This window comes from Leptospira licerasiae serovar Varillal str. VAR 010 (assembly GCF_000244755.1).
GTDB classification, from domain to species: Bacteria; Spirochaetota; Leptospiria; order Leptospirales; family Leptospiraceae; genus Leptospira_B; species Leptospira_B licerasiae.
Genome location: NZ_AHOO02000014.1, coordinates 90,879 through 116,122 on the forward strand (window position 1 = coordinate 90,879; position 25,244 = coordinate 116,122).

The window sequence follows — 25,244 nt, forward strand, 5'->3', positions numbered from 1 at the left end:
TATCCGAAAAAAAAGGCGACTAATCGCGATTAGATGAACTACATATGAAAGAACATTTAGGCTCCATTCTTCACCCTTCCACATTAGAACCTATGTTTGGAAAATATTTCGGTCCGGTGCAGATCGATAATTCCAAAGAATACGATGCAGGACTTTTTTCAAAATTCAGATCTGTAGACTCTGTCCTTGTAGATATACTGAGCGAAAAGATCTTTTTGGAACTCAGGATCTATGCGACCAAATTCAAATCGGGTGCAAATCTTCTGCTCTGGAATAGAGATACTGGAAATTTGCAGGAGATCTCTCTTTTAGAGAGTGGAACTTCTTCTTTTATTCACCAAGGAAGTTTTAAGAACGGTTATTGGAGTTTTACCAAATCGGACAAAAGATTCAATTTCAGATTGGATGATAATATCCGTCAGGGTTACACACATTCGGCTATCTGGGAAAAAAATCTGAACTTCCAATTGGATGCGCTGGCTTATACGGGAGAAAAGAATAATGGAAATTGGTTCACTCAAATTTCTCCTTCCGGCAAAGATTGGATCTTTAAAAACCACTCTCCCGATTTGAGGGTAGAAGGCCAGCTTGCATGGAACGATCTATCCGCTTCTTTAGAAAACGGACTTCTGTCTTATACGGTTGGTAAGGGTTACGGAGCCGATGCATTTCCTTTAGAAAATAGGATCTATCTGAATGTTTCCGCAAAAAAGAAGATCCATCTTTATTTGGAAGATGAGATCCTTGCCTGGACCAATGGAGAAGTTTCCGATCTAGGAAATGCAGTCTGGTCCGGCAATGGAAAACGTAAGATCATCCAAGACCAAAATTCCAAATTGGAACTGGAATTAGAACCAGAGATAGAAGCAAGTTTCTCCCGTCCCAAAAACTTAGGAACGGAAAAGTTTATCAAAACATTATATACTGTTTCGGGATGGATAAAGACCAAATCCAAAAAGGAAAAGGTCTCTGACGGAATTGCGATTTTAGAAAAGATCCAGAATTAAGAAGCGATCAGAAGATCTAAGACTGTTTTGCCGTCCATCTCGCCGGTGATCGGATTCATTGCTCTTTCCGGGTGTGGCATCATTCCTGCCACTTTAAAATCCGGAGAACAGATCCCGGCAATATCGTCCAAACTCCCGTTCGGATTATCACCTGCGTATAGAAATAGAATACGACCTTCGTCTTTCAATTGTTTGCGGATCTCTGCGGAGGCAAAGTAACATCCGTCTCCATGAGCCACCGGAACTCGTAAAATCTGATCATCCGCTAAACTTCCGCTGATCTTATTTGCGTTAGACGCTTTTTTAAGACCGATGGTCCTGCAGACATATTTTAGATTTCTGTTACGTATTAATGCGCCTGGAAGATAACCTGCTTCCGCTAAAATTTGGAATCCGTTGCAGATCCCGAATAATTTTCCGCCACGATCGGTATGTTCTTTTACCGATTTCATTACGGGAGAAAAAGGAGCCATTGCTCCGGATCTAAGATAATCTCCGTAAGAGAATCCGCCTGGAAGAATGACCAGATCGTATTTTTCGGAGAATTGGTCTTTATGCCAAACCTTGTCCACTTTCGCGGAATAGAATTCGGACAGAACTCTTACGATATCGTTATCACAATTAGAACCTGGAAAAGTGACTACCGCAGCTTTCATTCCGTTACAATCTCCGAACGATATGTTTCAATCACATGATTTACTAATAGTTTTTCGCAGAGGTTCGCCACTGTTTTCTTTGCAGTTTCGAGATCGGGAGAGTCCAATTTTACTTCGATATATTTTCCGACCCTAACGTCTTGGACCGATTTTTCGCCCAGTTCTTGTAGAGTAGACTTTACAGTGTTCCCTTGAGGATCGAGAACTGATTCTTTTAGAGTTACATTGATTCTTGCGATAAACATTTTAATAGTCGATCCTGTATTTCCTTATATGCCGCTTGTAATTCCACAATCAGACTCTCCGGCAAATCCGGAGGAGGGGGAACCTTGTTCCAACCGGACTTTTCCAGATAATTCCGTAAGATCTGTTTGTCCATGCTGGGAGGTGTGGTCCCGATAATGTAAGATTCTTTAGCCCAATAACGGGAAGAATCGGGGGTCAAAATCTCATCGATCAAGATGACCTTATCTTCCCAAATTCCGAATTCGAATTTGGTATCACAGAGCAAAATCCCGGCCCCAGCTACCAGTTCAGCGGCCCTGGTATAGAGGGAAATCGATTTTTCCTTCAAAATAGAGAAGAGTTCGGACCCGATCTCATTTTTCATTCTCTCTTCGGAGATATTCTCATCGTGTCCTGTATCATTCTTGATCGCGGGAGTAAAAGCAGGCTCCGGCAGTTTTTCGGATTCTTGCAAACCGGGAGGAAGTTTTTTAAAAGCAAGTGTGCCTTCTTGTTTGTATTCCTTCCAACCGGAACCGGAAAGATAACCTCGCACCACACATTCAAAATCGATCCGCTTACATTTTTTGACTAAGACAGAACGATCTTTTAAATCAGGATGATCTTTAAATGGAGAAGGGAATTTAGAAACATCGGTCTCTATAATATGATTCGGAATATCCTTAAAGTAGGAGAACCATTCTGCGGAGATCTTATTTAAAACTTTTCCTTTGCCAGGAACGATCTGACGGAACACCACATCGAATGCAGAGATCCTATCCGTAGAAGATAATATCAGGGAATTTCCTAAATCGTATACGTCTCTGACTTTGCCAATATAAGAAGGTTTCGGGAGTTCGCTCATCCTTGGATAACCATGAGAGCGATATCATCGTCGTGGGTCATGTTCCCCGAATGTGCCAATATCTTTTCCAGAGAAAAATTCAGTATATCTTCCTTGGATTCCACGGCATCTTTCAGGATCTTCTTCAGACTTTCTTCGCCCAAAATATTATAGTTCTCATCCGTTATTTCAGTGGCCCCGTCCGTGTAAAGTAATAGAGAAGCGCCTTTTTCCAAGACTACGGATCTAAACTCATCTTCTGTTCCAAGTTCTATCGGAATGATAAGAGGTCCCATACCTGGCAATTCATCGACATTACCATTATGGTAAAGCAACGGAGGAGGATGACCTCCATTCGCGTATTCGAAATTGCCTTTTTTATCCAAGATACCGTAAAAGAATGTGATGGAAAAATCTTCAGGCAGTATCTTTTCCAATTGTTGTCTAAGAGTTTTTACTTTTTCGATAAGAGTATTACTTCTTCCTAAATTGGAGACCTGCATCTTTACCATTGCGGAAAGAAGTGCTGCAGAAGGACCATGACCGGAACAATCCGCAATAAAGACATGAAGTTTGTCCTCTTCGATCCATGCGTCTATAAAATCACCGCCGATCTGCATTAAAGGATGGAAGACCGAATTCACTTTGAAGCCGTTCCATTCCAATTGTTTTTCGGGAACAAGCTCCTGTTGCACCCTTCTTGCCATCACTAGTTCTTTTTCGTACTTTTTCTTTTGTTGTAAAAGTTCGTCCTGGAGATTTTTGATCCGAATAAATGCCCTGATCTTTGCGACCAATTCTTTCGGTTGGAAAGGTTTATGAAGAAAGTCGTCTCCTCCGTGGGCGATCGCCTCGTCGAATCCCAACTCCCTATTATAAGCCGTAATAAAAAGTATCGGAAGAAGATTAAATCTATCTATCTCTCTCAATTCTTTACAAAAAGAAAATCCATCCTGGCCAGGCATACTCACATCTAAAAGAAGTACATCTACCTGGTTGGTCGCGAGAAGTGTGCGCGCCTCTTCCGTATTCATCGCGGTGAAAACTTGGAATCCCAGAGGTTTTAAAGTATGAACTAAAAGTTTAAGATTAATATCCGAATCGTCGACCGCAAGGATAGAATAGTCGGAATAATTCAATTGGCTTTCTTGCTTCTCTCTATCCACGATCCATCCCTATCATTACAAAATTCGTATTTTATAAAATTGAGTGAATTTTTCAATCCAACAATTCTTCTCTCACCGCTTTGATCTTATCCAAACGATAGACTATCCTGTATAAGATCAAAAAAAGTATATGATAGGCTAAGATCCCTATCCAAAAAGAAATCCTCATATCCGGATCCATCCCTTTTTTTCCCAACACGGAAGAAGGGTGATTTCCAGGATTGTCCATCCAGCGAATGGCTCCCCAGGTCAAGATCGCATTCACACTGCAAAACAAACTTAAAAAAGCGGAGAAGATATACTTTTTAGTTTGATCGAGAACTAAAAACCGCAATAGAAAATACGCCACAAGGCTAAGTACTAAAACGAAAAACGAATTTAAACGTGCATCGGTCGTATCCCAAGGAGTTCCCCAAGCCAAGTACGCCCAGATCGGCCCTGAAAATAAAACACCGATCGCAAACAAAAGAGAGATCTTATTTGCGGAAAGTGAAAGTGTATCCCAGATCCTATTTTTAGTTACCAGGTAAGCGATCGCACAAATGGAGGAAATTCCGGGACCATATAAAGCAACCCAAGCCACAGGCACATGGAAATAAAAAATCCTGTGGGAGATCCCCTGTTCTAAGATCACATTCGGGTAATACAAACCCAGAAGCACTGCAAACGGAAAAATCGATAAAAACAAAAGAGAGAGTATCCAGTCCCAGGCGGGATGCAGGAGGCGAATATTCATACGCTTGGAAGTGTGCAGGTATCCGCAATTTGTATCAACAAGAATCCTATTCGTCGGAAGTCATTTCTACCAGAAGTGCGCCCATGGAACCGTAAAAAACAGAGAACGCCAAAATTAGACAAAAAGAACCTACCAAGGCGGAAAAAGGTTGGGAGATAAATTTTCTCTCCGCTTCCATTCCGTATAAAAAAACCGGAATAGAAAGAGGTACTAAAAGTAATGGAAGAAGTATCTCTTTCAGACGAGAAGATAAACTGATATGGGAAAGACAAACTCCTAAAAAGGAAAGGCATAATAGACCAGGAAAGAAGAATACTATCTGTCTTCCGAATTCGTTTATGTCAGCGGGGAATGCGGAGAACATCAACGCAAAAAGCCCCATCAGATAAATAGCTGCAGCACACAACGCGATAAATACTAAAATCGATTTAGAAAAATATAAAACCCAAGGAGAAATGAACAGCCTACTTGCGGTTCCACCGCCGGCCTCCCTCTCTTCCCAAGTAAACTGACCGACTAATACGAATGAGGCGACAAATAGAATAGCCCATTTTAATCCTATAAGAGCGATCAGATCTATTTTGCCGTTCCTCTCTAAAGCATAATGGAATAAAAACACCATTGCGGAAACTAAAACGAGTAAAGAAAGTATCCCGTTACTTGCTTTTCCTAAAAGCCGGAACTCTTTTCGGATCAGAGCTAAAATCGCTTTCATTTGGGATTTTCTCCCAATTCCAAAAGTCTGGACTTTGCATTTAAATTGAAATTAGGATCGTGGGTCACCATGATAATAGAAGAAGTATCCAGAACATTCTCTAAAACCGTTCTTGCCTTGGATTCTCCTTCGCTATCCAAAGCGGTCAAAGGTTCGTCCAAAAGATAAAGATCCACGTTAGGCAAAAGAGCCCGCACCAATGCTGCCTTTTGTTTCATTCCTCGGGAAAAAGAAGAAACTGGATCTTTCCTTCTTTGCCAAAGACGAAAATCCTTTAACCAGGAAATAATCTGGTCCTCAGGACGGCAATCCCCTGCAATCCCTCTGAAATATTCCAGATTTTCCTCAAGACTTAAAGTGGTATATAAACCAAGATCATGGCCTAGATAGGAAAGTTGCGTAGACTTGGAAGAAGGGAATTTGATCTGATCCCTGAATTTATCGTGTTGCAGGATAGACTTAAGTAAAGTAGTCTTTCCTGAGCCGTTCATTCCCCTTACAAATAAAACTTCGTTCCGAAAAACGGAGAAGGAAACGTTCTTTAAAACCGATTTTCGTCCGATACTGTACGATAGGCCGGAACATTCCAATACTGGGATCGATGTTTGTGATGAGACCAATGAGGACAATTTCCCTTTTAAAAGAGTATTTACAAGGCTTAAATTTTGCCAAGTCACTCTGCATATTCTTATTCTTGATCTTTCCTAATATTGCCTTTGCACAATTCAAAATAGGAGATTCGGAATACGCAGGTATACTCTGGGGAGAGAATGATTTTTTAGATCCTGAGTTTTATCAAGATGGAAGCTTGGCACGTTCAGAGCAGGACTTTATAGTAGCGGCAGGCAGACATTGGAAAGGCGCCCCTCCCCCATCTAAAGCAAGTTTCGAATACGAAGGAAAACAGATAGTAAACTGCGGTATCTTTAACAATGAAGCGGTAGGACTATTGCAGTCGGCAGATCCTAAAAAAAGAGAAAAGGCGATCTCCATGCTGGAAGCAGGGATGAGATTCGACCCTTCCTTCTTCGCTTTTAGATATAATTTAGGAAGAGCCTATCATATAGAAAAAAAATACCAAAAAGCGATCTTTCAGTACGAATACGCGATTGCAGAAGTCCCTAAATATTACAGGACTTATATACATTTGGGAGTACTTTATGAACTTCTGAACGAACAGATCCAAGCGGTTATATATTATAAAAAAGCGGTCGAATTGAATCAATTCCAGACAGAGGCATTGGTGCTACTTGCGGAACATTATATCAGAACGGATCTGAAGAATAGGGCCCAGATCTATATTAAAAAAGCGTTATCCATAGACCAGAACAGCCCGGATGCCAAATTAGGACTAGCCCGTTTGGAGATCATGGGGGGCAGAGATTACTATGCCTATAAGATATTCAGAAATACCGACCTGTATGACGACCAAGGAAAGAAGAGACCTTATAATAAAAAATTCCATTTTTATTTTGCGGAGACGGCGAGTAAGATAGGCGATTATGTCACGGCTGCCAAAGAATATGAGGAGTTATTAAAATTCCCCAACGACCCATTCTTTACCGAATTTTCCCTGAAAATAATAGAAAGAAGAAGGGACCTGGCAAAAAGATTCGCAGAGATCAAGGCCGCAGACGAGGAAGCTGAGAAAGAGGGACAATAACCTAAACCCGAAAAAGACTTGGCAAATCAAAATAATTCGTCCAATTTTACAGACGGAGGATCCAATGAAAAACCAAACCAGGCTTTTCGCTTTGGCGACCCTCTTCTTCTTCGTACCACTATTGGCCCAACAAAAACAAAAGGTCAACGAGGCGGACGTATTTCAGGACGAAACCAGCGAGTACACCAAGTCCCTTAAAAAAATCATCGTAGGTCTAGAAGCAACGATCAACGAAAGATTAAAAGACTTGGAGCGCAAACACGATATTCTCGTGGTCCTGATGCCGAAGTATGAGAAACGCCAAACCATTGTCACGGAAGACATTCCTTTCCAAGTTCAGGACGGTTACGAAAGCAATTTGCTCAAGTACATTACCTTCCAGTTCAACAGCGGAAAGGTATCCGATATCACTCTAGCATCCGAAAGTAAAAGGATCTACTACGAGGTGATGTTCGAGAATAAAAAAATAGTCTTCAAACCGACAGATTTAAAATCGAGCGAGGTTACTCATGAGGTTTTTGAAAAAACCGAAATAACCAGACTCAACGAGATGTCTCTCGAAAACCAGATCAAAGCTCTCCGATTGTTAGAAGCAAGTCTTCGTTCTTCCATTTACCGGATAGACATTCTATTAGCTTTGTATAAGGACAAAAAAGACCGCAAAAACTTGTATCATATCGAGTTCTAAAAAACTCTTTCGATCTAGTTTTGTTGAGACCCCGAGGTGCTTACCTTGGGGTTTTTTATTGGCAGAAGGTCCGTTCAAACGAATCAATTTGCTGCAGCGGCAGAAGAAGAATTTAGACTCTCCATCTCCACAACTCTAGAACAAAACTTTTTCGCGGATTTAATATTGTGCGTCACCCAAAGAATGGTAACACCTTCTCTCTTGTTCAAATCAGAAAGAGCCTGCAATACCTGATGATTCAAGATAGGATCTAAAGCGGAAGTAGCTTCATCCAAACATAAAATTTTAGGACGACAAAGTAACGCGCGAAGAAGAGAAAATCTTTGCAGCTCCCCTCCTGAAAAAAAAGAAGGAAGACGATTTCTATCCTTTCCTTCTAATCCCAAGATAGGTATCCACTTTTCCAACAAAGATTCGTACAAGTTTTCTTCTTTGAATAATTGTAATGGTTCTCTTAAACTTTTTTCCAAAGTCCACATTGGATTAAAACCCAAAACAGGATCTTGGAAAACGGGCTGGATCCATCTGGCTGGGATATCTTTTCTGGATTTCCCAAAAATCTGAATGCTTCCTGTTTTTTTCCAAGAAGAAGGGATCGGAAGGTCTAATATTAGTCGTAAGAGTGTGGACTTTCCGGAACCGGAACGGCCCAAAATACCGAGAAATTCTCCTGCTTCTACTTGCAGATTTACCCCGGACAAGTAGGTTCTTTCGGAAGAAGATAGGGAAACTTCTTCCAGAACGACGATCGGTTCTTTTTTCTCGGACACGGATACCGGTTTAGTGCTTGCTTAGAATTCTGACAACCAATCCCTTAAAGAAATGAGTTTGAAAATTACGGAAGTAGGACCAAGAGATGGACTTCAAAACGAAAAGTTGGAGGTCCCCACAGAGGATAAATTACTATATATACAGAAGCTTGTCGAAGCGGGCCTAAAACATATAGAAGCCACTTCTTTCGTAAGAAAAGAAAACATCCCTCAACTCGGAGATGCAAAAGAACTCTCCGCATCTTTAAATTTGAATGGAGATGTTCACTTTAGCGCACTCACTCCGAATTTAAAAGGATACCAAGCCGCAATCTCTTCCGGATTTAAAGAAGTGGCGGTATTCACCGCTGCGTCCGAATCGTTCACAAAAAAGAATATCAATCGGACCATCCAAGAATCCATAGACGGTTTTAAGGAAATTTTTGCAGAAGCAAAGAAGGATGGAATATTAGTAAGAGGTTATGTTTCTACAGTAATCGATTGTCCTTACGAAGGAAAGATCGATCCGAAAAAAGTTTTAGAAGTTTCTAAAATACTTTTGGACCAAGGAGCTTACGAGATCTCTTTGGGAGAAACGATCGGCACTGCGGTTCCTGCAGAAGTGGAAAAATTGTTGGATATTCTTCTGAAAGAAATCCCTGCGGAAAAATTTGCGGGGCATTTTCATGATACCTACGGGATGGCGATCTCCAATGTCCAGAAATCCTATGAGTTAGGAATTCGATCTTTCGATTCTTCTTCCGGTGGTTTGGGCGGATGTCCTTATGCAAAAGGCGCTTCCGGGAACTTAGCCACAGAGGATTTAGTTTACTTCTTCCACAAATCAGGAATACAAACGGGGATAGATCTTTCCAAATTATTGGAAGCTTCCGCATTTATGGAAGGTATCTTACAAAGAAAACTAGCTTCTCGTTCCTATATCGCATTAAAAGCAAAAGCGGCTTCTTAATTAGAAGTCGCTAAGAGCAAAATATGCCCCCTTCTTCCGTCCTCAAAGAGAAAGATCTGAAAAAAAGTTTCGATCTTCTCTATAAAAACTATACCAAACCTGAATTTTTAGATTCCGATCCTTTATTCTTATGTTATCTATACGACTCTCCGGAAGATAGGGAGTTTGTAGGACTTCTATCGGCATTATTTGCCTACGGGAATGTGACTGCGATCCGAGGCTTTCTCTCTAGACTTCTGGAACCGATGGGTAAACACCCCAAACAATATTTACTCAATCATGGCACCAAAATTTGGAAAAATAAACTAGGATCTTATCGTTTCCAAAAAGAAAAGGACATTCTTTTATTCTTGCAAGCGATCCGACTTGCCTATCTGGAAATTGAAAAATCAGGAGAGAAGTTTTTAGAATCCTGGTTTAGTCCGGTCCATCCAAAGGATGCAGGTTTAGAAAAAAGGATCTACGGTTTCCAATCCAGACTTTCCGAAATTTTAGAGGACTTAGATCCAGGTTGGAAGTCCTACGGACTTGGTTTTTTGATCGGACTCGGAAATCCAAAATCTGCACATAAACGTTATTGTATGTTCCTAAGATGGATGGTCCGTAAAGAAGAGCCTGATCTGGGACTATACAAACGGATCCAAACCTCGGAGTTATTATTTCCGTTAGATACTCATATAAATCGTCTTTCCAATATTTTGGGAATTACCGAAAGAAGGACTTCCGATCTCAAAAAATCAAGGGAGGTCACAGACTATTTCCAAAAGTTTTATCCCGAAGATCCGTTGAGAATGGACTTCGCTCTTTGTAGGCTTGGGATCTTGCGCAAATGCAAAAGTGTTTATATCGCCGAACTATGCGAGTCTTGCGATCTAAAAGAAGTTTGTAAGATTTACGGGAAAAAAAAGAAGAAAGTTGGTACCGCCACGGAGAATTGAACTCCGGTTACCAGGATGAAAACCTGGTGTCCTAACCACTAGACGATGGCGGCGTTTTATTTAGCTCAAGCCTTGAGTCGTTTGGGATTCGAACCCAAGACCCTCTCATTAAAAGTGAGATGCTCTACCGACTGAGCTAACGACTCGACGTAAGAACACGATATTTTTCGACCCTCTCTGGTCAAACGAATTTCATATAGTTTTTTACTAGTTTCGAGAAGATTCTAAACGCAAAAAAATCCGAAAAAACTTTGTCCGATCTTAAAATCCGGAAGCGATCGTATCTTTTCTGTCCGGTCCTGTAGAGATCAAATCTATACGAACTCCTATCAGTTTTTCCAAAGCACGGATATAATCCTTACAAGCAGAAGGAAGTTTGTCGAATTCTCCGATCCCAGTGATGTCTGTTTTCCAACCAGGGAATTCTTCGTAGATCACTTTTACTTGGTCCAGTCCTTGAGAAGGGAAACAGTCCAATTTTTTGCCGTTCCTTTCGTAAGCTACCGCCACAGGAATTTTATCGTAGGCGGACAGAACATCTATCTTAGTGAGTGCGATGGATGTAAGTCCGTTAATACGAACTGCATGTCTAAGAACTTCCGTATCGAACCAGCCGCAACGTCTAGGTCTTCCGGTAGTAGCGCCGTATTCGGCACCTAAAGTCCTGAGTTGTTCTCCTTCTTCTCCGTGAAGTTCCGTAGGGAAAGGACCTTCTCCTACTCTTGTGGTATAAGCTTTTGTAATTCCGATCACACTTTTTAAATGATGGAATGCAATCCCGGATCCGATGAATGCTCCACCAGTAGTAGGATTGGAACTGGTTACATAAGGATAAGTACCGAAATCAACATCAAGTCCGGTTCCTTGCGCACCTTCTAAGAGTACTTTTTTGCCTGCTTTTAATTGAGATTCCAAATAATAAGGAGTGTTGATGATCTTCTTTTGGATCTTGGAATAGAAATGTTTTACATTCTCTAAGATTTCTTTTGCGGAAATCTCTTCTACGTCGTAGAGTTTTACAAGCTCTCTGTTTTTCTCGTCCACCAGATGTTGTAGTCTGGTTTCGAAATCGTTTTCGAGAAGATCCCCTACTCTTAGACCGATCCTCATCATTTTATCCGCATAACAGATACCGATCCCTTTTTTGGTGGTTCCGATCTTACGATCAGGAGCGCAGGCACTTTCTCTTGCAGAATCTATCAATCCATGGAATGGGAAAAGAAGATGGCATGCATCGCTGATCAGAAGTTTTTCATAAACAGGAAATCCTTCCGCCTGTAGTTTATCACATTCTTCTATAAAGAATGTCGGATCTAAAACGACTCCGTTACCGATCACACAAACGGTTTGGTCGTAAATGATCCCGGAAGGCACCAAGTGAAACACATATTTTTTGCCATGAACCACAACTGTATGCCCAGCATTGGCTCCGCCTTGGTAACGTACTATAATATCCGTATCTTTGGAAAGGTAATCGATTACTTTTGCTTTCCCTTCGTCACCCCATTGGGTTCCGACCACTAATGTTGCGGGCATTGATTATTCCTTAATTCCTGTTTCTTTTTGTATACGATTTCAATTTTTACACGCTCTTCTTTATACCATCAGACCGGTCGTGCATCTTTCAATTTCCAAGTCTGGTCTAATACCGCTTCCAGCGCATCTACATTGATCGCAAATCCGCAGGCGTCTTTTTGAGTTCCGGAGAATAGTTCATATAAATGATCATAAGCCCCTCCGGTTAGAACCGGTTCTGAACTTCCTGACACATAACCTTGGAAAACGAATCCAGTATAATATTCCAAATCCGGAATAAGAGTATAATCCGAACAAAATTCCAAACCGGGAGTTTTGCCGAGTGACCCAATAATTTCCCCCGTTTCGGAGATGATCTTTTGGAAAGAATCGGAAAGTCCTAAAGAAGCAAACTTTTTACCTAGATCTTCCTTATGTGAAACAAATCCTAAACATAAAGATTCCAATACCGGGAAAATCCGGGAAGCGTTTCTACTTTCCAGAAAACGGCGGATCTCCGGAAGATTTTTCCTATATAATAAAAACGACAATTGCCTTTTTTCGGATCTGGAAAGTTCTAATGACTCCAGAACGGAATGAAAAACTCCCACGTTACCGATAACAACGGTTAAAGGCGAACGCAGTTTAATTCCGGAGAATAAACCGGAAATCTCTTTCAAAATTCCTAAAATAGCTGGAGCTCCCGAACCGCCTATATGCTCGGCGCCTACTTGTAGGATCTCTTTTCTAGATCCGCTCTTCCTACCATAGTCTCTGAAAATTTTTCCCTGATAAAAGATACGTTGGTTTTCTTTGCGGTGCGCAAAACCGGCCATACCTTTTACAGCCTGAACGGTCAAATCCGCGCTAGGAGAGATCTCATTTCCATCAGAATCCCTGAATCTGTACAGTGCTGAGGAATCTTCTGCCGACATGGTAAGCAAAAAAGAGGAAGAATAATCGAAAGAAGGTAAAAATACCTCAGAGTATTTGAATTCTTTGAGCTTGGAACCGAAGGAATTTAAAAGTTCCCTTCTTTCCGAACTCTCGTTCGGTCCAAAAAAATGAAATCCGTCCGGGATCCATTTTTTCTCACTAAACTCTGGAGGATTATGTGTCATCTGTTCTTTACGAAAAGCCCCAAAGAACAGTTCCTTTTGCCTAGGGTAGAATTCAAATCGTTTTTCCCAAAAAATAGAATGACAATAAGCCTTCCAAGGATAGAAAGTATTCTCCGGAAATCGCGTATCGAACCTTAAAGTTCGAGCTCTAAGCACCGAAACCAGATTAACCGCAAGACCCTAGACAGAGACGTATCATGGCAGAAAAAGAACAATCCGTCGGAAGATGGCAGAAGGAATTCTTCGAGAACATTCATTTATTCAAAAGATCAGGAATGAGTGAAGAAGAAGCAAAAAAGATACTTCAGAAATTTCTTTATCTTTGTTCCGTAACTCCAATGCCTCCGGTCATGGACGTTTTTAAAGATCCATCTTCATTGGAAAGGATCGGGGTTTACACCCCTCCGGAAAAGAAGGCCAGGGAATTCATGATCGAATTCCTTTCCCCTATCATGAAATTTTTTACGGTAGAAGGGATCGAAAATCTAGCGGCCGTAAAACCTTTGATCGGAAAATACCCGGTTACCTTGATCTCCAATCACCTCAGCCATTTGGATGCACCTGCAATCTTCCAACTATTATATCATGCCTCTCCGGAAGGGAGAGAAGTAGCGGAACAATTGGTGTTCATAGCAGGACGTTTAGCGTATGAGCCTGATTTTACCAGACTAGGGCTGTATATGTTCGGTACTCTTTTGGTCTGCTCTAAGAGAGACATGGCGGATAACCCAAGTCTTTCCGACGTGATGACCAAAATTAATATGAGAGCGTTCCGACATTCTCAAAAACTGCAACAAGAAGGAAAAATCGCCGCGATCTTTCCGGAAGGAACCAGATCCAGAGACGGAAGACTAATGCCTTTTGTGGACACAGTCTATCACTACGTTGCAAACAAGGTCATTCTTCCGATCTCATTGGAGAAAACGGACAAAATCCTTCCTACCACAAGTTTACTCTTCAACCAGGTGGCAGGAAAACTTACCATAGGCAAACCTGTGTTAGTTGGAGAATTATCTAAAAAGGAAATGGCACATTTCCCTAAAGATATCGAACATCTTCCATTCCCGGAACATGGGGACAAAAAACAATTCCTGATAGATAACCTTGCCTTGCTTGTAGGACAAAACCTGAACAAACACCAGCATGGCATATACAGGAACTTGTATAGTGCGGATGCAAGGGACGAAAACAAACTCATCAAGGTGCCAAAAGAACCTAAAGAGAAGGTTGTAGTGATTGGGAATAGCAGTATGGGAATTGCTATAGCAACCGTTTTAGCAAATAAAGACGTAAACGTTTTAGTCTATCATCCTGACAAAGAATACACTTCTCAATCAAACGCAGAAAGAAGAGATCTTAGAACTTATTCTCTCTACAAACTTCCTCCGAACCTGGTATTTACTTCCGATCCGGAAGAATTAAAAACTGCAACTTTGTTTATCCAAGGAACCAACCCTTGGGAACTTCATACGATCTATCCCGATCTTCAATCTTATCTTTCTAAGAATAAGGCTCCATTCTTCAATATTATCAAAGGATTTACAAGCGCGGGTTTGATCCTGGACGATCTGCAACATGGATTAGGGATCGAAGACGATAGGATCGGAGTGATCTCCGGCGCCTCTTATCCGGATCAGATCATGGAGAGAAAAATTTCGGGATTTGAGATTGCGGCGGTGAACGAGAGTCTCATACCTCGTATTCAAAAATTATTAACTACAGGTTACATTTTCCCAAGACCTGCTATCATTCCGACAGATGTAAAAGGAGTCCAGTTAGGCGGTGCTCTCAAAACGATTTACGCTCTAGTAATGGGGATTGTAGAAGGTTATTTCCAACAGACGCTGGGCGGGAACGTGGACAATTCGCTCTTCCATCTTTCCAATCGTTTCTTTAACGAGATGGTAAAAGTAGGCGTAAGCATGGGAGGAAAACCCGAAACGTTCCAAGGACTCTCCGGATTGACCGACTTTATGTTATCCTGTTTCGGAACGGATGCAAAAGACAGAAAGACCGGCTACGACATCGCAAACGGGCATCCTTCCGAAAAAATGTCTAACGGATTCTATGGACTAAAAGTCATGCCGAACCTAATGAAAATAGATCCGAACGAAGTGCCGATCATGTATGCTGCTTACGAAGTAGTCATCAATAAAAAAGACGTTCGTAAAGTTGCAGAAGCGATGGAAGAAAGGCTGTCGAGAGTTTAAAACTCTCGTCAGTCGCCTGCAACGAAGATAGTCAGTTTCCACTGATCCTTTTTGAAGGAGAAGAACGCTCTATAATCCACGGAGCTTCTTAAGTATGTATCACATACGTAACCGCTTTTTCCGGAAGCTAGACATACCTTCTTCCAAACACAGGATTTAGACTCGATCGCATCTTCAGTATCCAATTTCACAATTTGATAACTTAGATTATCGATCACCTTAGAATTTATATCTGCACTTTCTCTGATATTTACGTTCTTTCCACTGATCCAAGAATATTCAAATGCATCCAGATTTTCAGGAAACTTAGAATATATCGTGGGGGAAGTAAACTGCTCGGGATCTGATTGAACAATCCCAAAACGTAATGTGTTTTGGAGAGCGGCCCAGATTTCCGACTTTTCCGGATTTTTATCCAATCCCCATTCTTTCCAAAAACCTTTTTTGCCAGAATCAGCGCCAAAGCTGAATTTAATCTCCGGATCTATTATCTTATTTAAAAATTTGGAATCCTTAGATCCTAATGCCTTATCTAACTCCTTTTTGAATTCCGAAAAACTTCTGTTCTTAGAGGATTCGTCCGTAGGAATAATAGTATATTCTTGGAATTTTTTACAAGGTTCCGCGTAGGCGAAAGAGAAGGAGATAAAGGTCAAACAAAGGATCGTTAAAAAAGATTTCATTCTCTTTTCCAACAATCCTTCTGCTTTGTTTTTCCTACAAAAAAATTTTACTTTGTTACGAAACTTGTGCGAATTAAGCAACGAAGCGGCTTTATCGTCCGTTTACGAAAATTTCCAGAAGTCCTTCCGACAATGCTTCGATCTCGGAAGCTCTTTCTTTCAGAAGTCGGAATGTTTTTTGTAATGCGATTTCCATTTCTTCTTTAGGAACTCCGAATGTGGTCAGCCCCAATTGGATCACAGTTGCCATCATTCTAAGCCTGTCTATTTTTCCGGAATGCACCATTTCTTCCAAAAGGCTTTGGAATACTCCTCTGAAGGCCAAAGTACGGATCAGATATTCTTGTTCGTCGAACTGAGGATTATATTTTTCGAATAGGATCTTGCTTCTATGAGAACCTCGGTTTCCTATCATATCGGTCACACCTTGGGTCTTATAAGCTGCCAAGTATGTTTCCGCAATGGTAAGTTTTTTCTGGCAAAGATAGAACTGTAACCCTACCTCCATTGCAAAAACCAAAGGAGGATCCATTTCGCCTACTAGACGTTCGGCGGTTTCGCCCGCCTCGTTGAATACTTCTCCTGCTATTGCGAGAAGTATCTCTTCCTTATTCTTGAAAAAATGATATAGACTTCCTGTAGTGATCTCTGCTTCCTCGATGATCCTACGTATGGTCGCCTTTTCATATCCTTCGCTTACGAAAAGTTTTCGGGATACTTCTAAAATTTTAGCCCGAACTCGATTGGACTGCTCTATTCTCTTCATCTGTTGACACCCTGCTGGAACGAAACCTATACATTTCGCATAAGGAATCCCTTATGGGATAAACTCGTTCCTTTTTATTTATTTGTATTTAAAATTGCGTAATGCGCCTTGTTAGCCTCGTATAATTTTTTGAATACGGAAAAATTCCGATCGTATACTAATTTATTCGCGGGATTCGGATTCCATCTTTGTTTGCTCGGTATTAGATTTTTGATCTCTCCGAAAGAATGAATTTTACCTAATCCTAATGCAGCTATCGCAGCTGCTCCGGTCGCTCCCGCATTTTGGGGATGATCTATAGTTTCTATCGTTCTACCGGTAATATCCGCTAAGATTTGGCAAATGATAGGAGAACGTGCAACTCCACCCACAAATCGGATCGTAGAAGAAGCTGGAACTTTTGCGTGAGATAATTCCAAGATCCAACGTTTATGAAAGGATATACCTTCGATCACGGAGCGGATGAGTTTTCTTTTTCCGGTATCCAGACCGATATTGAAGAACATTCCTCTTGCTGCAGGATCTTCGAAAGGACAGCGGTTCCCGTGCAGCCAAGGAGTAAAAATGACTCCGTCACTTCCCGCTGGGGTATCTTTAATGGATTCGAATAAGAATGCAAAGAGGCTTTCGTGGACCGCGTCCTCTCCTTCTGTTACATTCTTTTTTTCTAAATAAACATCTATCTCGTCCAAGGCGAGATGGTCTTTTACCCATTGCAGACATTTGCCGGAAGTTTCCTGTTCTCCGAAATAATTATAATAACCTGCTCTTGCACCTACGATAGACGCAATCCTTGCATTGATATCCACTGTTCTTTTTTTAGTTACGGTTGAGACCCAACCGGAAGTCCCCGCATATATGTGAGTGTCCCCTTCTTTCACCGAGCCAGCTCCGATCCCGATCAGGGTTGCATCTCCGCCTCCTCCGAAAACCGCGGTTCCTTCCTTTAGTCCCAGCTCTTTTGCGGCAGTTTCAGTCAGACCACCGATCAAATCTGTGGACTCTATTAGATCAGGAAGATGTTCCGGACGAACTCCGAACATTTTACATAGCCCTTTATGCCAGCGAGTTTTACCCGGACGTGAATCATATAAGAAAGTAGCAAATGCGGAATCCAAAGTCATGGTTGCTCTGCCAGTGCATCTAGTGGTTAGATAGTCTTTCACATCCAACCACTTGTGAACTCTTGCGAATTTTTCCGCCTCTTTTGCCTCGACCCATTTATATTTCCATAATGGATCTTTTACACTTCCTGCAACCGCTCCAGTAATCTGCAAAGAACGAAGAAGTTTATACGCATTCAATCCTTCTATTTTGATCCCGTGTTCTATTCCCTTCTTCATTTGTTCACGAGCTCGTTGGTCCATATAGCTCATTGCAGGACGTACCGGTTTTAGATCTTTATCTACGAGAACGAGACCTTGCATTTGAGAACAGAATGAGATCCCACGGATTTCTGCTGGATCTAGTTTGGTCTCCTTTACGACTTGAGCAGTGGTATCTCTCATTGAATTCCACCAATCGTCGGGATCCTGTTCCACTCCCCCACCTTCTAAAAGTGTAAGTCCATATTCTTGGGATGCAGAATGTACGAGAGTAAGCCTGTCACCTATTTCAAATAGGCAAGTTTTGGTCCCGGTAGTTCCTATATCGTAAGCCAAAACATAGACTTTTGATTTCATGCAGTAGATCCTCCGAGCCCAGTTGTGAATTCCGCTCGATGAGTGAGTGCTCACTCATCAGGAGATTGGAAAGAGCCTCAAAAAGGGCAATCCTTTTTTCTAAAATGAGAAGGCGGTTATATTGGATTGTCCTTTCATGTCAATAGAATCGCGGTAACCAACGCGACAGAGATGCGCAGGTCTTTAGTCCGGGCTTGGCCCGGATGAGCGCGACTGCGCGAAACCGGAGCAGCGCGGCCCGAACGCAGTGAGCGGGTCGCCAAAGCCACTCTTATAAAGATTATCTACCTATGATCCCTTCCGCTTCCGGTTTGAATCTGTAGATATAATAAGGTCCTTTACTCAAGATAGTGCTATCCGTTTGTAAGAATACTTCGTTTAATGCGCTGCAAGTTAAATACATGTACCCGTCTGGAGCATAGCTAAATCCGTCAGGCCAACGGAAACTCGGATCCTTAAATAGTGTTGTGATCTTTTTATCCGGATCGATCAGGTTGACTGCAGAATGTTCCGCATCAGTCACATAGATATTTCCGCTCTTATCGATGCTAATACCGTCACTCATTGATTTTAAAGAATATTGTTCTACTTGCGCAGCGAGCTGAGCCGCAGTGATCGTAGAATCTCTAAGAACACTTGTCTTAGCACGATATAACTCTCCAGAAGTGAAAGGAGCAAAATATAACCATTCCCTATTTTGATCCAAAGCGATGGAATCCGCATTAAATATGATCGAAACTCCTGCTACCTGAAAAGGAGACCCGTTCACAACGATCTCGTTCCTTTCTCCAACAACGGAAACATGGTCTTTCAAGAGGCGCCTTGCTTTTTTGTTCGCGATATCATAAACAACTAAACCTGGATCCGGGATCAAAGGACTTGTATCCGTGATAAAGATGGTTTCGGCGACAGTATCGATCTGCATATCATTGAACAAAGAATCCTTTGGAGCGATCGAAATAGGAAATTCATACTCGTGGATGATAGCCCCAGTCTCTATATCGAATGCGTAAACCTTAGGTCTTGTTAGGCCTAGATTCCCATAATCCAAGGTCCAAAGCCGATTCTTATCATCCACTCGTACCGAAAGAACTGTGTTGAAATTTTTCTGAAAGTTTTGGTTCGGAAATGGAAGGACCTGACCGTTCTTTAACTCTGCAACTTTGATTGGAGGAGTTCCCTGGGGGAAAAAAGAGAAAAAGATCCTTCCGGATGCGGATATACTGATATTGCCGGGAGGGCGATCCAATTGGATCACTTTTTCCAAAGAAGTATTCGGATACTTGGGTAACGTTGTCCTATCTTCTAAATTTCCTGTTTCACATTTTACAATGGCGGAAACCAATGCAAAGACTATAGCCCATTTTTTTAACATAAAATTTTCTCCACTGCCTTATATCTTAAGGCAAAAAAGAAAACGGTCGTCCGCATTGTTTAAGTCGAACGTCCGAATTTAAGAAGTCGGTCCTTCATTAAAAATCGAAACTTACAACTTTCTTATTTCTTAAAGTACTAGGACTAACGATTGAGTGTAAAAGAACGAGATTATAGGATCGAATTACCTTGCACTTATATGCGTCTTACATTTTGAAAAATCACTTATTCGCATAATATTGAGGTCGTTATAATTAGAAACTAAAATCAGATGTACTTCCTATTCCAAAATTATAATTTGCTTGGAACTAGAACATATACCTCTTATACTGTCATTGTTACTTCCGAGCTTATTGTAATGACTCCTCGGACATAAGTGATGCGAACAATTATCTTTCACTATTTAAATAATAACGGGGCGTTCTATGCGTGAAAACCAAGTAAAGGTATACGGCTACAGATGGGTGATTCTTGGTCTATACGCACTAATTACGGCGATTATCCAAATCCAATGGCTGACTTTTGCGCCTATAGCCAGAGAAGCTAAAGTGTTTTACGACGTATCAAGCATTCAGATAGATCTTCTTTCCCTTATCTTTATGGGAGTTTTCGTATTGATGGCGATCCCTGCTTCCTATGTCATCGATACTTACGGAATTAGGATCGGAGTCGGGGTCGGCGCAGCTCTCACAGGAATTTTCTCCTTAAGTAAAGGAGTTTATGCGGATAATTTTAGTATAGTGATAGCTTCTCAAATCGGTTTAGCGATTGCGCAGCCCTTCATATTAAACGCAGTCACAAAAGTCAGTGTACAGTGGTTCCCGATTACGGAAAGAGCCACCGCGGTGGCAATCGGGACCTTGGCACAATTTATAGGCATTATTTTAGTAATGGCAATCACTCCTAGAATGTTAGGAGAAATAAATCCGAATCCTCAAGAGATCCCAGGAATTCTTTTAAATTATGGATTAGTAGCATTGGCTGGAGCGGCTTTATTTTTAGCATTCTTCAAAGAGAAGCCTCCCACTGCTCCCGATAGAGCAAACCTGCAAGATTCCAAATTTAAAGTTTTCGAAGGTTTAAAACATATCTTGAGTCAGAAAGATATGAGAAAGTCCTTACTTCTATTCCTGATCGGATTAGGAGTATTTAATGCAGTTAGCACTTGTATCGATCAGATCTGCGAAACAAAAAATCTGAACATGACCCAGTCGGGTGAAATTGCAGGAATGATGTTAATGTCCGGGATTATCGCTGGCATTTTTGTTCCGTTGATCTCCGATAAAGTCGGCAGAAGACAACCTTTCTTGGTGATCTCAATGGCCGGATTTTTACCCGGAATGTTATTATTCTCCTTAGCGAATGACTATACATTAGTTTTGGCCGGAGCATTCTTGATCGGATTTTTCTTACTTGGGATCGGAGCACCGATCGGATTCCAATATTGTGCGGAGATCACCTCACCTGCACCTGAATCTTCTTCCCAAGGGCTTTTGCTTTGGATCGGTCAGATCTCGGGGATCTTCTTTATTTTAGGACTGAACTTTTTAGGAATCGATCTGTTCTTAAAAATATTTATAGGTCTTGGTGTATTGAACTTAGCTTTGTCTTTCTTACTCAAAGAATCTCCTTTGATGCTTGGAGCAAAAGTACTCTCCAGAAAATAAATAAAAAAAGGTCCGTCGGAATTACTCCGACGGACGGTTTAAGGTTTGCTATTCAATGGATAAAGTCGTTTCAGTATACGATCCGCTTTGCTGAAATCCGTTCCAAAAATTTTCTATAGTCCGCTAAACGGACTTCAGGAGCGAAGAGACTATAGTCCGTTTTAAAAGTATAGGCTATCGATTAGTATCTAGGCCGGGCTTCGAGAGTTTTCGAAGCAAGTTCTTATAATTTTTAGCGTTACGTCTTCCTCTGATCTGGTCGGCGATCATATTCCAGATCAAAGAATTTGGAAGTCTTGGTTCTTTCCCTTCTCCCATTCTTCTGAACTGAAGACGAATTGCAGACATCTTAGAAAGCGAATTTAATGCAGGATTGGAAAGTTTTGGAATTTCTACTGAGACCTTTTCTATCTTTCCGGAAAGCAATCCGTTTACAAAAGTAGGATGAAATGCGAAAGGCGCGGCGATCCCCACTAAATCTGCCGCTTGGGAAACGACTGCTTCCTCCATTACCGATCTGCTTCTGAATCCTCCTGTTACCAACAGCGGGATCTTAGTGACTTCTTTTGCTTTTTTTGCAAAATCCAAGAAGTAAGCTTCTCTTTTGTTGGTGCCTGTGCCTTGCATTGCAGGAGATTCATAATTACCTCCTGATATTTCCAAAAGATCCAAACCGAGCGGCTCCAACATTTTAATGACTTGGATAGAATCGTCTTCTTGGAAACCTCCACCTTGGAAGTCGGCGGAATTCAATTTGACTCCAACTCCGAAATCGGAGCTAACGGAGGATTTGATCCCTTTCAAGACTTCCAAAAGAAATCTGGCCCGATTTTGTAAAGAGCCACCCCATTCATCTTTTCTAATATTGGTTATAGGAGAAAGGAACTGATTCAATAAATATCCGTGAGCGGAATGGACTTCTACCCCGTTGAATCCCGCCTTTTCCGCTATGACTGCGGCATCCACGAACTTTTGGATGAGTATTTTGATCTCTTCCCCGCTTAATTCTCTAGGTACTCCGAAAACTTTGGAGAACATTCTTCCGGGTATATTTACTTTGATCGGAGATGGAGCGACTGGCGTTTCCGAAATGAAGCCGAATGTTTGTCTTCCCGGATGATTGATCTGCATCCAAATTTTGGATCCACCGGACTGACCTATCTCCGCCCATTTTTTTAGAGAAGAAAGATCCATATCTTTTCTTAAGATCACATTTCCCGGACCTGTAAGCCCGTTCAGATCTACCATCACGTTTCCGGTAAGAAGAAGACCCGCGCCTGATTGGGACCATCTTTCATAAAGTTTGAATAATCTTTGGCTCGGAAGAAATTCGGTATCTGAAAGACCTTCTTCCATAGATGCTTTCACAATTCTGTTTTTGAGTATTTGGCCGTTAGGGAGTTTCAGTTCGGCTGAAATTCCTTCCCTGGATAATGCCTGGATCATAAAATTCTCACTCAAGTATTTCCTACCATTTGGTATTTATTGGATCAACCTGGTCAATAAAAATTCCTACCGGTTGGTATTTATTTTTAGGAAATTTGGAGAATTCGTTTGACGGGCGAAGGAAAAATTTAGAAACAGAGGGCAAGGAATGAAACTTAGCAAAGCAAAACCTGGCTGGAAAAAAATGCCGGAGGAGGTCCGAAAGGAATCCATCCTGCAGGCGGCTATGCAATGTTTCTTTAGTAAAGGTTTCGAAAAGACCTCTGTCCAAGATATAGCGGACGCAGCAGGCCTCACAAAGGGTGGGATCTATTTTCATTTCGAAAGTAAAGAAGAGATTAGAGACACACTCATCCAAAACTTTTTGTCCTGGGAAAGATTCGGATTCGAAGAGCCGGAAGTAAAGGCCCTACCCCCTCACTTACGCTTGGTAGAATACTTAGAAAGACTCGCAAATCGTCTAACAGTGGAAGGAAATTGTAGCCCTCGACTGTTTGCAGAAGCCACCGCTTGCGGCGCATTGGAAAAAGAAATATTAAGTTTTTATGATTCTTTAGAAAAACTTTTCGCTAAAACGATAAAGGAATCTCAAGAAAACGGCAAGATCAGGGCCGATCTTTCTCCGGAACTTTCTGCGAGGACCTTACTTGCACTTTTTGACGGCCTACAGATCCAATCGGATATTTCCAATAAGAGAGCTTTGCAGACCGTAGGAAGAGAAGTTTTAAAAGTATTTTTTAAATCTATGTTGTTCCTTCCTCAGGACAACTGCGAGATTTAAAGTCTGATTTAGCCCGGCAAGTCGCTCAAACCTTGATCGGAAGATAAATGCTCACTAACAAGAATGCCAAAGAAATTAGGATCGCCATAAGCGGCCTGATAATCCGATAAAATTTCCAAAGTCTCAATTTGTATTTTTGATTCTTCATCTCTATGTATTAGAGAACAAATGAAGAATGTAAGACTTACAATTTTGGCAAAATTTTTAGGATCCCTTAAGTGAGGGATATCGGCTTACGAATTAGATTATTTTAATTCTTTATGTCTTTTTTTGATCCAGAGTCCGTAAACAATCCCGACACAAAATCCGGATACGATTACTATGATCAGAATTGGGTCCATCTTCTTCCCAGATTTATTTTAGATCTAGGTTTTACAAGAGTTTACTTGTTTTTGCTAGTTACGGAAGTAATTTGAAGAGACACTCCGGCAACTTTTAAGTAAGTCCAATCAGTAGTTAAAGTGGGAGAGATATCAGTAGTCCCGATAGAACCTCCATCCCCTACAACTACCAGTCTATCTAGTTTAGTACTATAAGTCGCGGACATCCAGTCTTGGTAAGCACTTGTGGTTCCGCAGGCATCCAATGTATTTACCGTTGTCCAAGAGGTTCCTTGGTTGGATGAGTATGCCCATTTGCAGGAATTTCCGAAACTATATATGTTCCCAGACTCATCACTTGCAAATCCATTGGGTCGATTATTCGCCCCAAAACCGATCGCAACTGACGCAGGCCAGACTCCACTCGCATTCATTTTAGAACTTACCGCTATTGAATCGGCTGCTCTCATTCCAAATACCAAAAGTGAATTTGCCCTAGACACGAAGAACTGGAATGAATATTGATCGTATACGGTAGTATTCGGAGGAGCATATGTCAAAGATTCCAATGCATTACCGCCGCCATATGGAGGAAAACCCGGCATGTCAGAAGTAGAAGTGCTCGGATTATATTCTAAGGTCGCCGAATAAGACCCGCCTTCTTGAGCGCAGTACAGAGTATCATTATGGAACATGACCAAACATGATCCATTCACCGTTCCATATTCCGTTTCCGGAATATCTTCCATTACGGTCCAAGTCTTTCCATTTGTACTTTGGATCATGTATAATTGGTCTGCGCTTGAATTCGAGCCAAACTTAGTACCGGCTGCTACAAATTTTTTTACTCCACCGACCCTTCCGTAAGAAATAGATCTAAGCGGTAAATTTCCTTGGGATGGAAATACGCTACTATTCGGACAAGGGATCCTAGTCCAAGTTGTTCCGTTTGGACTTGTCCAAAGCCCGCAGTTATTTGTTCGAGTTTCGAATGAAGCGGAGAGAGTCCCAACAGCTACATATAATCCATTACCATAAGTTACCGAATATAAAGTTCCTCCGGAACAATCAGGAAACACGGAAGAACCGGAGGCGACGGCCCATTCGACTCCATCTTCACTTGTCCACAGGGAGCAAGCAAGCCCCACAGCTACAAACTCATTACCGTTCTCGGTAGGTTGGAGTTGATTTGATAATGTCAGATCCAAGGAAAGACCCACTAAGGATTGGGAAGCATCTATATTCACTTCCTTTGCTTGGTTACAATATAAGATCTGAAAGATACTTAGTAATAGAACGATACGTTTCATACGGGCCTTTTA

The 25,244-nt window shown here is 41.5% G+C and carries 24 protein-coding genes and 2 tRNA genes; 8 read left to right on the top strand and 18 right to left on the bottom strand.

The annotated features are described in order from the left end of the window. Window positions 1-44 precede the first annotated feature (44 nt). The gene (locus LEP1GSC185_RS18950) at window positions 45-1,007 is read left to right on the top strand and encodes a hypothetical protein (RefSeq protein WP_008593190.1); all 963 of its coding nucleotides are present in this window, start codon (window positions 45-47) and stop codon (window positions 1,005-1,007) included. Here LEP1GSC185_RS18950 and purQ read toward each other — a convergent pair. Genes purQ through LEP1GSC185_RS18985 form a run of 7 tightly spaced genes read right to left on the bottom strand, consistent with a single transcriptional unit; the run spans window position 1,004 to window position 5,969 of the window. Continuing rightward, a complete protein-coding gene (gene purQ / locus LEP1GSC185_RS18955) occupies window positions 1,004-1,663 on the bottom strand; it encodes a phosphoribosylformylglycinamidine synthase subunit PurQ (RefSeq protein ID WP_008593370.1) in 660 nt (219 codons plus the stop codon). The genes LEP1GSC185_RS18950 and purQ overlap by 4 nt on opposite strands. Beyond that, complete coding sequence (gene purS, locus LEP1GSC185_RS18960; RefSeq protein WP_008593368.1) at window positions 1,660-1,908, bottom strand: phosphoribosylformylglycinamidine synthase subunit PurS; 249 nt, start codon at window positions 1,906-1,908, stop codon at window positions 1,660-1,662. Before purS ends, purQ begins: the two co-directional genes overlap by 4 nt. Further along, window positions 1,884-2,753, bottom strand: coding sequence for a phosphoribosylaminoimidazolesuccinocarboxamide synthase (locus LEP1GSC185_RS18965; protein ID WP_008593229.1), 870 nt, complete (start codon window positions 2,751-2,753; stop codon window positions 1,884-1,886). The genes purS and LEP1GSC185_RS18965 overlap by 25 nt, the downstream gene beginning before the upstream one ends. Further along, a complete protein-coding gene (locus tag LEP1GSC185_RS18970; protein WP_008593440.1) occupies window positions 2,750-3,898 on the bottom strand; it encodes a PP2C family protein-serine/threonine phosphatase in 1,149 nt (382 codons plus the stop codon). The genes LEP1GSC185_RS18965 and LEP1GSC185_RS18970 overlap by 4 nt, the downstream gene beginning before the upstream one ends. Window positions 3,899-3,950: 52 nt before the next feature. After that, a complete protein-coding gene (gene ccsA / locus LEP1GSC185_RS18975) occupies window positions 3,951-4,634 on the bottom strand; it encodes a cytochrome c biogenesis protein CcsA (RefSeq protein ID WP_008593412.1) in 684 nt (227 codons plus the stop codon). Window positions 4,635-4,680: 46 nt separating this feature from the next. Beyond that, complete coding sequence (locus LEP1GSC185_RS18980; protein WP_008593426.1) at window positions 4,681-5,349, bottom strand: heme exporter protein CcmB; 669 nt, start codon at window positions 5,347-5,349, stop codon at window positions 4,681-4,683. Further along, window positions 5,346-5,969, bottom strand: coding sequence for an ABC transporter ATP-binding protein (locus tag LEP1GSC185_RS18985; RefSeq protein ID WP_008593452.1), 624 nt, complete (start codon window positions 5,967-5,969; stop codon window positions 5,346-5,348). The genes LEP1GSC185_RS18980 and LEP1GSC185_RS18985 overlap by 4 nt, the downstream gene beginning before the upstream one ends. Here LEP1GSC185_RS18985 and LEP1GSC185_RS18990 point away from each other — a divergent pair. Beyond that, entirely contained in the window at window positions 5,969-7,012 is a 1,044-nt protein-coding gene (locus LEP1GSC185_RS18990; RefSeq protein WP_008597381.1) for a tetratricopeptide repeat protein, read from the top strand. The two genes, LEP1GSC185_RS18985 and LEP1GSC185_RS18990, sit on opposite strands and share 1 nt — an antisense overlap. Before the next feature lie 64 nt (window positions 7,013-7,076). Next, complete coding sequence (locus tag LEP1GSC185_RS18995; RefSeq protein ID WP_008593432.1) at window positions 7,077-7,700, top strand: hypothetical protein; 624 nt, start codon at window positions 7,077-7,079, stop codon at window positions 7,698-7,700. Window positions 7,701-7,783: 83 nt separating this feature from the next. On the opposite strand, the gene LEP1GSC185_RS19000 is transcribed toward LEP1GSC185_RS18995, so the two are convergent. Beyond that, window positions 7,784-8,470 carry an ABC transporter ATP-binding protein gene (locus tag LEP1GSC185_RS19000; RefSeq protein WP_008593112.1) on the bottom strand — a complete coding sequence of 229 codons (687 nt, stop codon included), beginning with the start codon at window positions 8,468-8,470 and terminating at the stop codon, window positions 7,784-7,786. Between the two features lie 52 nt (window positions 8,471-8,522). Here LEP1GSC185_RS19000 and LEP1GSC185_RS19005 point away from each other — a divergent pair, with 52 nt between their 5' ends. Next, a complete protein-coding gene (locus tag LEP1GSC185_RS19005; protein WP_024864067.1) occupies window positions 8,523-9,419 on the top strand; it encodes a hydroxymethylglutaryl-CoA lyase in 897 nt (298 codons plus the stop codon). A gap of 23 nt (window positions 9,420-9,442) precedes the next feature. Continuing rightward, a complete protein-coding gene (locus LEP1GSC185_RS19765; protein ID WP_010515969.1) occupies window positions 9,443-10,357 on the top strand; it encodes a TIGR02757 family protein in 915 nt (304 codons plus the stop codon). On the opposite strand, the gene LEP1GSC185_RS19010 is transcribed toward LEP1GSC185_RS19765, so the two are convergent. From LEP1GSC185_RS19010 to LEP1GSC185_RS19025, 4 genes are all read right to left on the bottom strand, one after another. After that, a tRNA-Glu gene (locus tag LEP1GSC185_RS19010) sits at window positions 10,336-10,410 on the bottom strand. The two genes, LEP1GSC185_RS19765 and LEP1GSC185_RS19010, sit on opposite strands and share 22 nt — an antisense overlap. Window positions 10,411-10,430: 20 nt before the next feature. After that, a tRNA-Lys gene (locus tag LEP1GSC185_RS19015) sits at window positions 10,431-10,503 on the bottom strand. A gap of 115 nt (window positions 10,504-10,618) precedes the next feature. Then, window positions 10,619-11,893, bottom strand: coding sequence for an adenylosuccinate synthase (locus LEP1GSC185_RS19020; protein WP_008593070.1), 1,275 nt, complete (start codon window positions 11,891-11,893; stop codon window positions 10,619-10,621). 68 nt (window positions 11,894-11,961) lie between these two features. Beyond that, window positions 11,962-12,993 (bottom strand): ATP phosphoribosyltransferase regulatory subunit, encoded by a 1,032-nt coding sequence (locus LEP1GSC185_RS19025; RefSeq protein WP_024864068.1) that lies wholly within the window; start codon window positions 12,991-12,993, stop codon window positions 11,962-11,964. Between the two features lie 197 nt (window positions 12,994-13,190). Between LEP1GSC185_RS19025 and LEP1GSC185_RS19030 the strand changes: the two genes are divergently transcribed. After that, complete coding sequence (locus LEP1GSC185_RS19030) at window positions 13,191-15,203, top strand: 1-acyl-sn-glycerol-3-phosphate acyltransferase (protein WP_008593423.1); 2,013 nt, start codon at window positions 13,191-13,193, stop codon at window positions 15,201-15,203. Window positions 15,204-15,211: 8 nt separating this feature from the next. On the opposite strand, the gene LEP1GSC185_RS19035 is transcribed toward LEP1GSC185_RS19030, so the two are convergent. The 4 genes from LEP1GSC185_RS19035 to LEP1GSC185_RS19050 all read right to left on the bottom strand — a co-directional run bounded on the left by LEP1GSC185_RS19035 (window position 15,212) and on the right by LEP1GSC185_RS19050 (window position 19,709). Continuing rightward, window positions 15,212-15,886, bottom strand: a complete 675-nt coding sequence (locus LEP1GSC185_RS19035) for an SH3 domain-containing protein (RefSeq protein ID WP_008593119.1) — start codon at window positions 15,884-15,886, stop codon at window positions 15,212-15,214. 91 nt (window positions 15,887-15,977) lie between these two features. Beyond that, entirely contained in the window at window positions 15,978-16,652 is a 675-nt protein-coding gene (locus tag LEP1GSC185_RS19040) for a TetR/AcrR family transcriptional regulator (RefSeq protein ID WP_008593341.1), read from the bottom strand. Between the two features lie 74 nt (window positions 16,653-16,726). Next, on the bottom strand, window positions 16,727-18,334 hold the full coding sequence (locus LEP1GSC185_RS19045; RefSeq protein WP_008593115.1) for a xylulokinase: 1,608 nt from the start codon (window positions 18,332-18,334) through the stop codon (window positions 16,727-16,729). A gap of 280 nt (window positions 18,335-18,614) precedes the next feature. After that, window positions 18,615-19,709, bottom strand: a complete 1,095-nt coding sequence (locus LEP1GSC185_RS19050) for an L-dopachrome tautomerase-related protein (protein WP_008593269.1) — start codon at window positions 19,707-19,709, stop codon at window positions 18,615-18,617. 424 nt (window positions 19,710-20,133) lie between these two features. On the opposite strand from LEP1GSC185_RS19050, the gene LEP1GSC185_RS19055 reads away from it, so the two are divergent. Further along, a complete protein-coding gene (locus tag LEP1GSC185_RS19055; RefSeq protein WP_008593195.1) occupies window positions 20,134-21,375 on the top strand; it encodes an MFS transporter in 1,242 nt (413 codons plus the stop codon). 174 nt (window positions 21,376-21,549) lie between these two features. On the opposite strand, the gene LEP1GSC185_RS19060 is transcribed toward LEP1GSC185_RS19055, so the two are convergent. After that, entirely contained in the window at window positions 21,550-22,836 is a 1,287-nt protein-coding gene (locus tag LEP1GSC185_RS19060; RefSeq protein WP_008593450.1) for an NADH:flavin oxidoreductase/NADH oxidase family protein, read from the bottom strand. A gap of 133 nt (window positions 22,837-22,969) precedes the next feature. On the opposite strand from LEP1GSC185_RS19060, the gene LEP1GSC185_RS19065 reads away from it, so the two are divergent. Continuing rightward, window positions 22,970-23,602, top strand: coding sequence for a TetR/AcrR family transcriptional regulator (locus tag LEP1GSC185_RS19065; protein ID WP_008593411.1), 633 nt, complete (start codon window positions 22,970-22,972; stop codon window positions 23,600-23,602). A gap of 382 nt (window positions 23,603-23,984) precedes the next feature. Here LEP1GSC185_RS19065 and LEP1GSC185_RS19070 read toward each other — a convergent pair whose 3' ends face one another. Next, on the bottom strand, window positions 23,985-25,232 hold the full coding sequence (locus tag LEP1GSC185_RS19070; protein ID WP_008593403.1) for a beta propeller repeat protein: 1,248 nt from the start codon (window positions 25,230-25,232) through the stop codon (window positions 23,985-23,987). Window positions 25,233-25,244: the final 12 nt, after the last annotated feature.

What these genes read in the sequence shown, in the direction of transcription:
- LEP1GSC185_RS18950 (WP_008593190.1), top strand. Translation starts at nt 45, where the DNA reads ATGAAAGAACATTTAGGCTCCATTCTTCACCCTTCCACATTAGAACCT.
- purQ (WP_008593370.1), bottom strand. Translation starts at nt 1,663, where the DNA reads ATGAAAGCTGCGGTAGTCACTTTTCCAGGTTCTAATTGTGATAACGAT.
- purS (WP_008593368.1), bottom strand. Translation starts at nt 1,908, where the DNA reads ATGTTTATCGCAAGAATCAATGTAACTCTAAAAGAATCAGTTCTCGAT.
- LEP1GSC185_RS18965 (WP_008593229.1), bottom strand. Translation starts at nt 2,753, where the DNA reads ATGAGCGAACTCCCGAAACCTTCTTATATTGGCAAAGTCAGAGACGTA.
- ccsA (WP_008593412.1), bottom strand. Translation starts at nt 4,634, where the DNA reads ATGAATATTCGCCTCCTGCATCCCGCCTGGGACTGGATACTCTCTCTT.
- LEP1GSC185_RS18980 (WP_008593426.1), bottom strand. Translation starts at nt 5,349, where the DNA reads ATGAAAGCGATTTTAGCTCTGATCCGAAAAGAGTTCCGGCTTTTAGGA.
- LEP1GSC185_RS18990 (WP_008597381.1), top strand. Translation starts at nt 5,969, where the DNA reads ATGAGGACAATTTCCCTTTTAAAAGAGTATTTACAAGGCTTAAATTTT.
- LEP1GSC185_RS18995 (WP_008593432.1), top strand. Translation starts at nt 7,077, where the DNA reads ATGAAAAACCAAACCAGGCTTTTCGCTTTGGCGACCCTCTTCTTCTTC.
- LEP1GSC185_RS19005 (WP_024864067.1), top strand. Translation starts at nt 8,523, where the DNA reads ATGAGTTTGAAAATTACGGAAGTAGGACCAAGAGATGGACTTCAAAAC.
- LEP1GSC185_RS19765 (WP_010515969.1), top strand. Translation starts at nt 9,443, where the DNA reads ATGCCCCCTTCTTCCGTCCTCAAAGAGAAAGATCTGAAAAAAAGTTTC.
- LEP1GSC185_RS19020 (WP_008593070.1), bottom strand. Translation starts at nt 11,893, where the DNA reads ATGCCCGCAACATTAGTGGTCGGAACCCAATGGGGTGACGAAGGGAAA.
- LEP1GSC185_RS19025 (WP_024864068.1), bottom strand. Translation starts at nt 12,993, where the DNA reads ATGACACATAATCCTCCAGAGTTTAGTGAGAAAAAATGGATCCCGGAC.
- LEP1GSC185_RS19030 (WP_008593423.1), top strand. Translation starts at nt 13,191, where the DNA reads ATGGCAGAAAAAGAACAATCCGTCGGAAGATGGCAGAAGGAATTCTTC.
- LEP1GSC185_RS19035 (WP_008593119.1), bottom strand. Translation starts at nt 15,886, where the DNA reads ATGAAATCTTTTTTAACGATCCTTTGTTTGACCTTTATCTCCTTCTCT.
- LEP1GSC185_RS19040 (WP_008593341.1), bottom strand. Translation starts at nt 16,652, where the DNA reads ATGAAGAGAATAGAGCAGTCCAATCGAGTTCGGGCTAAAATTTTAGAA.
- LEP1GSC185_RS19045 (WP_008593115.1), bottom strand. Translation starts at nt 18,334, where the DNA reads ATGAAATCAAAAGTCTATGTTTTGGCTTACGATATAGGAACTACCGGG.
- LEP1GSC185_RS19050 (WP_008593269.1), bottom strand. Translation starts at nt 19,709, where the DNA reads ATGTTAAAAAAATGGGCTATAGTCTTTGCATTGGTTTCCGCCATTGTA.
- LEP1GSC185_RS19055 (WP_008593195.1), top strand. Translation starts at nt 20,134, where the DNA reads ATGCGTGAAAACCAAGTAAAGGTATACGGCTACAGATGGGTGATTCTT.
- LEP1GSC185_RS19065 (WP_008593411.1), top strand. Translation starts at nt 22,970, where the DNA reads ATGAAACTTAGCAAAGCAAAACCTGGCTGGAAAAAAATGCCGGAGGAG.
- LEP1GSC185_RS19070 (WP_008593403.1), bottom strand. Translation starts at nt 25,232, where the DNA reads ATGAAACGTATCGTTCTATTACTAAGTATCTTTCAGATCTTATATTGT.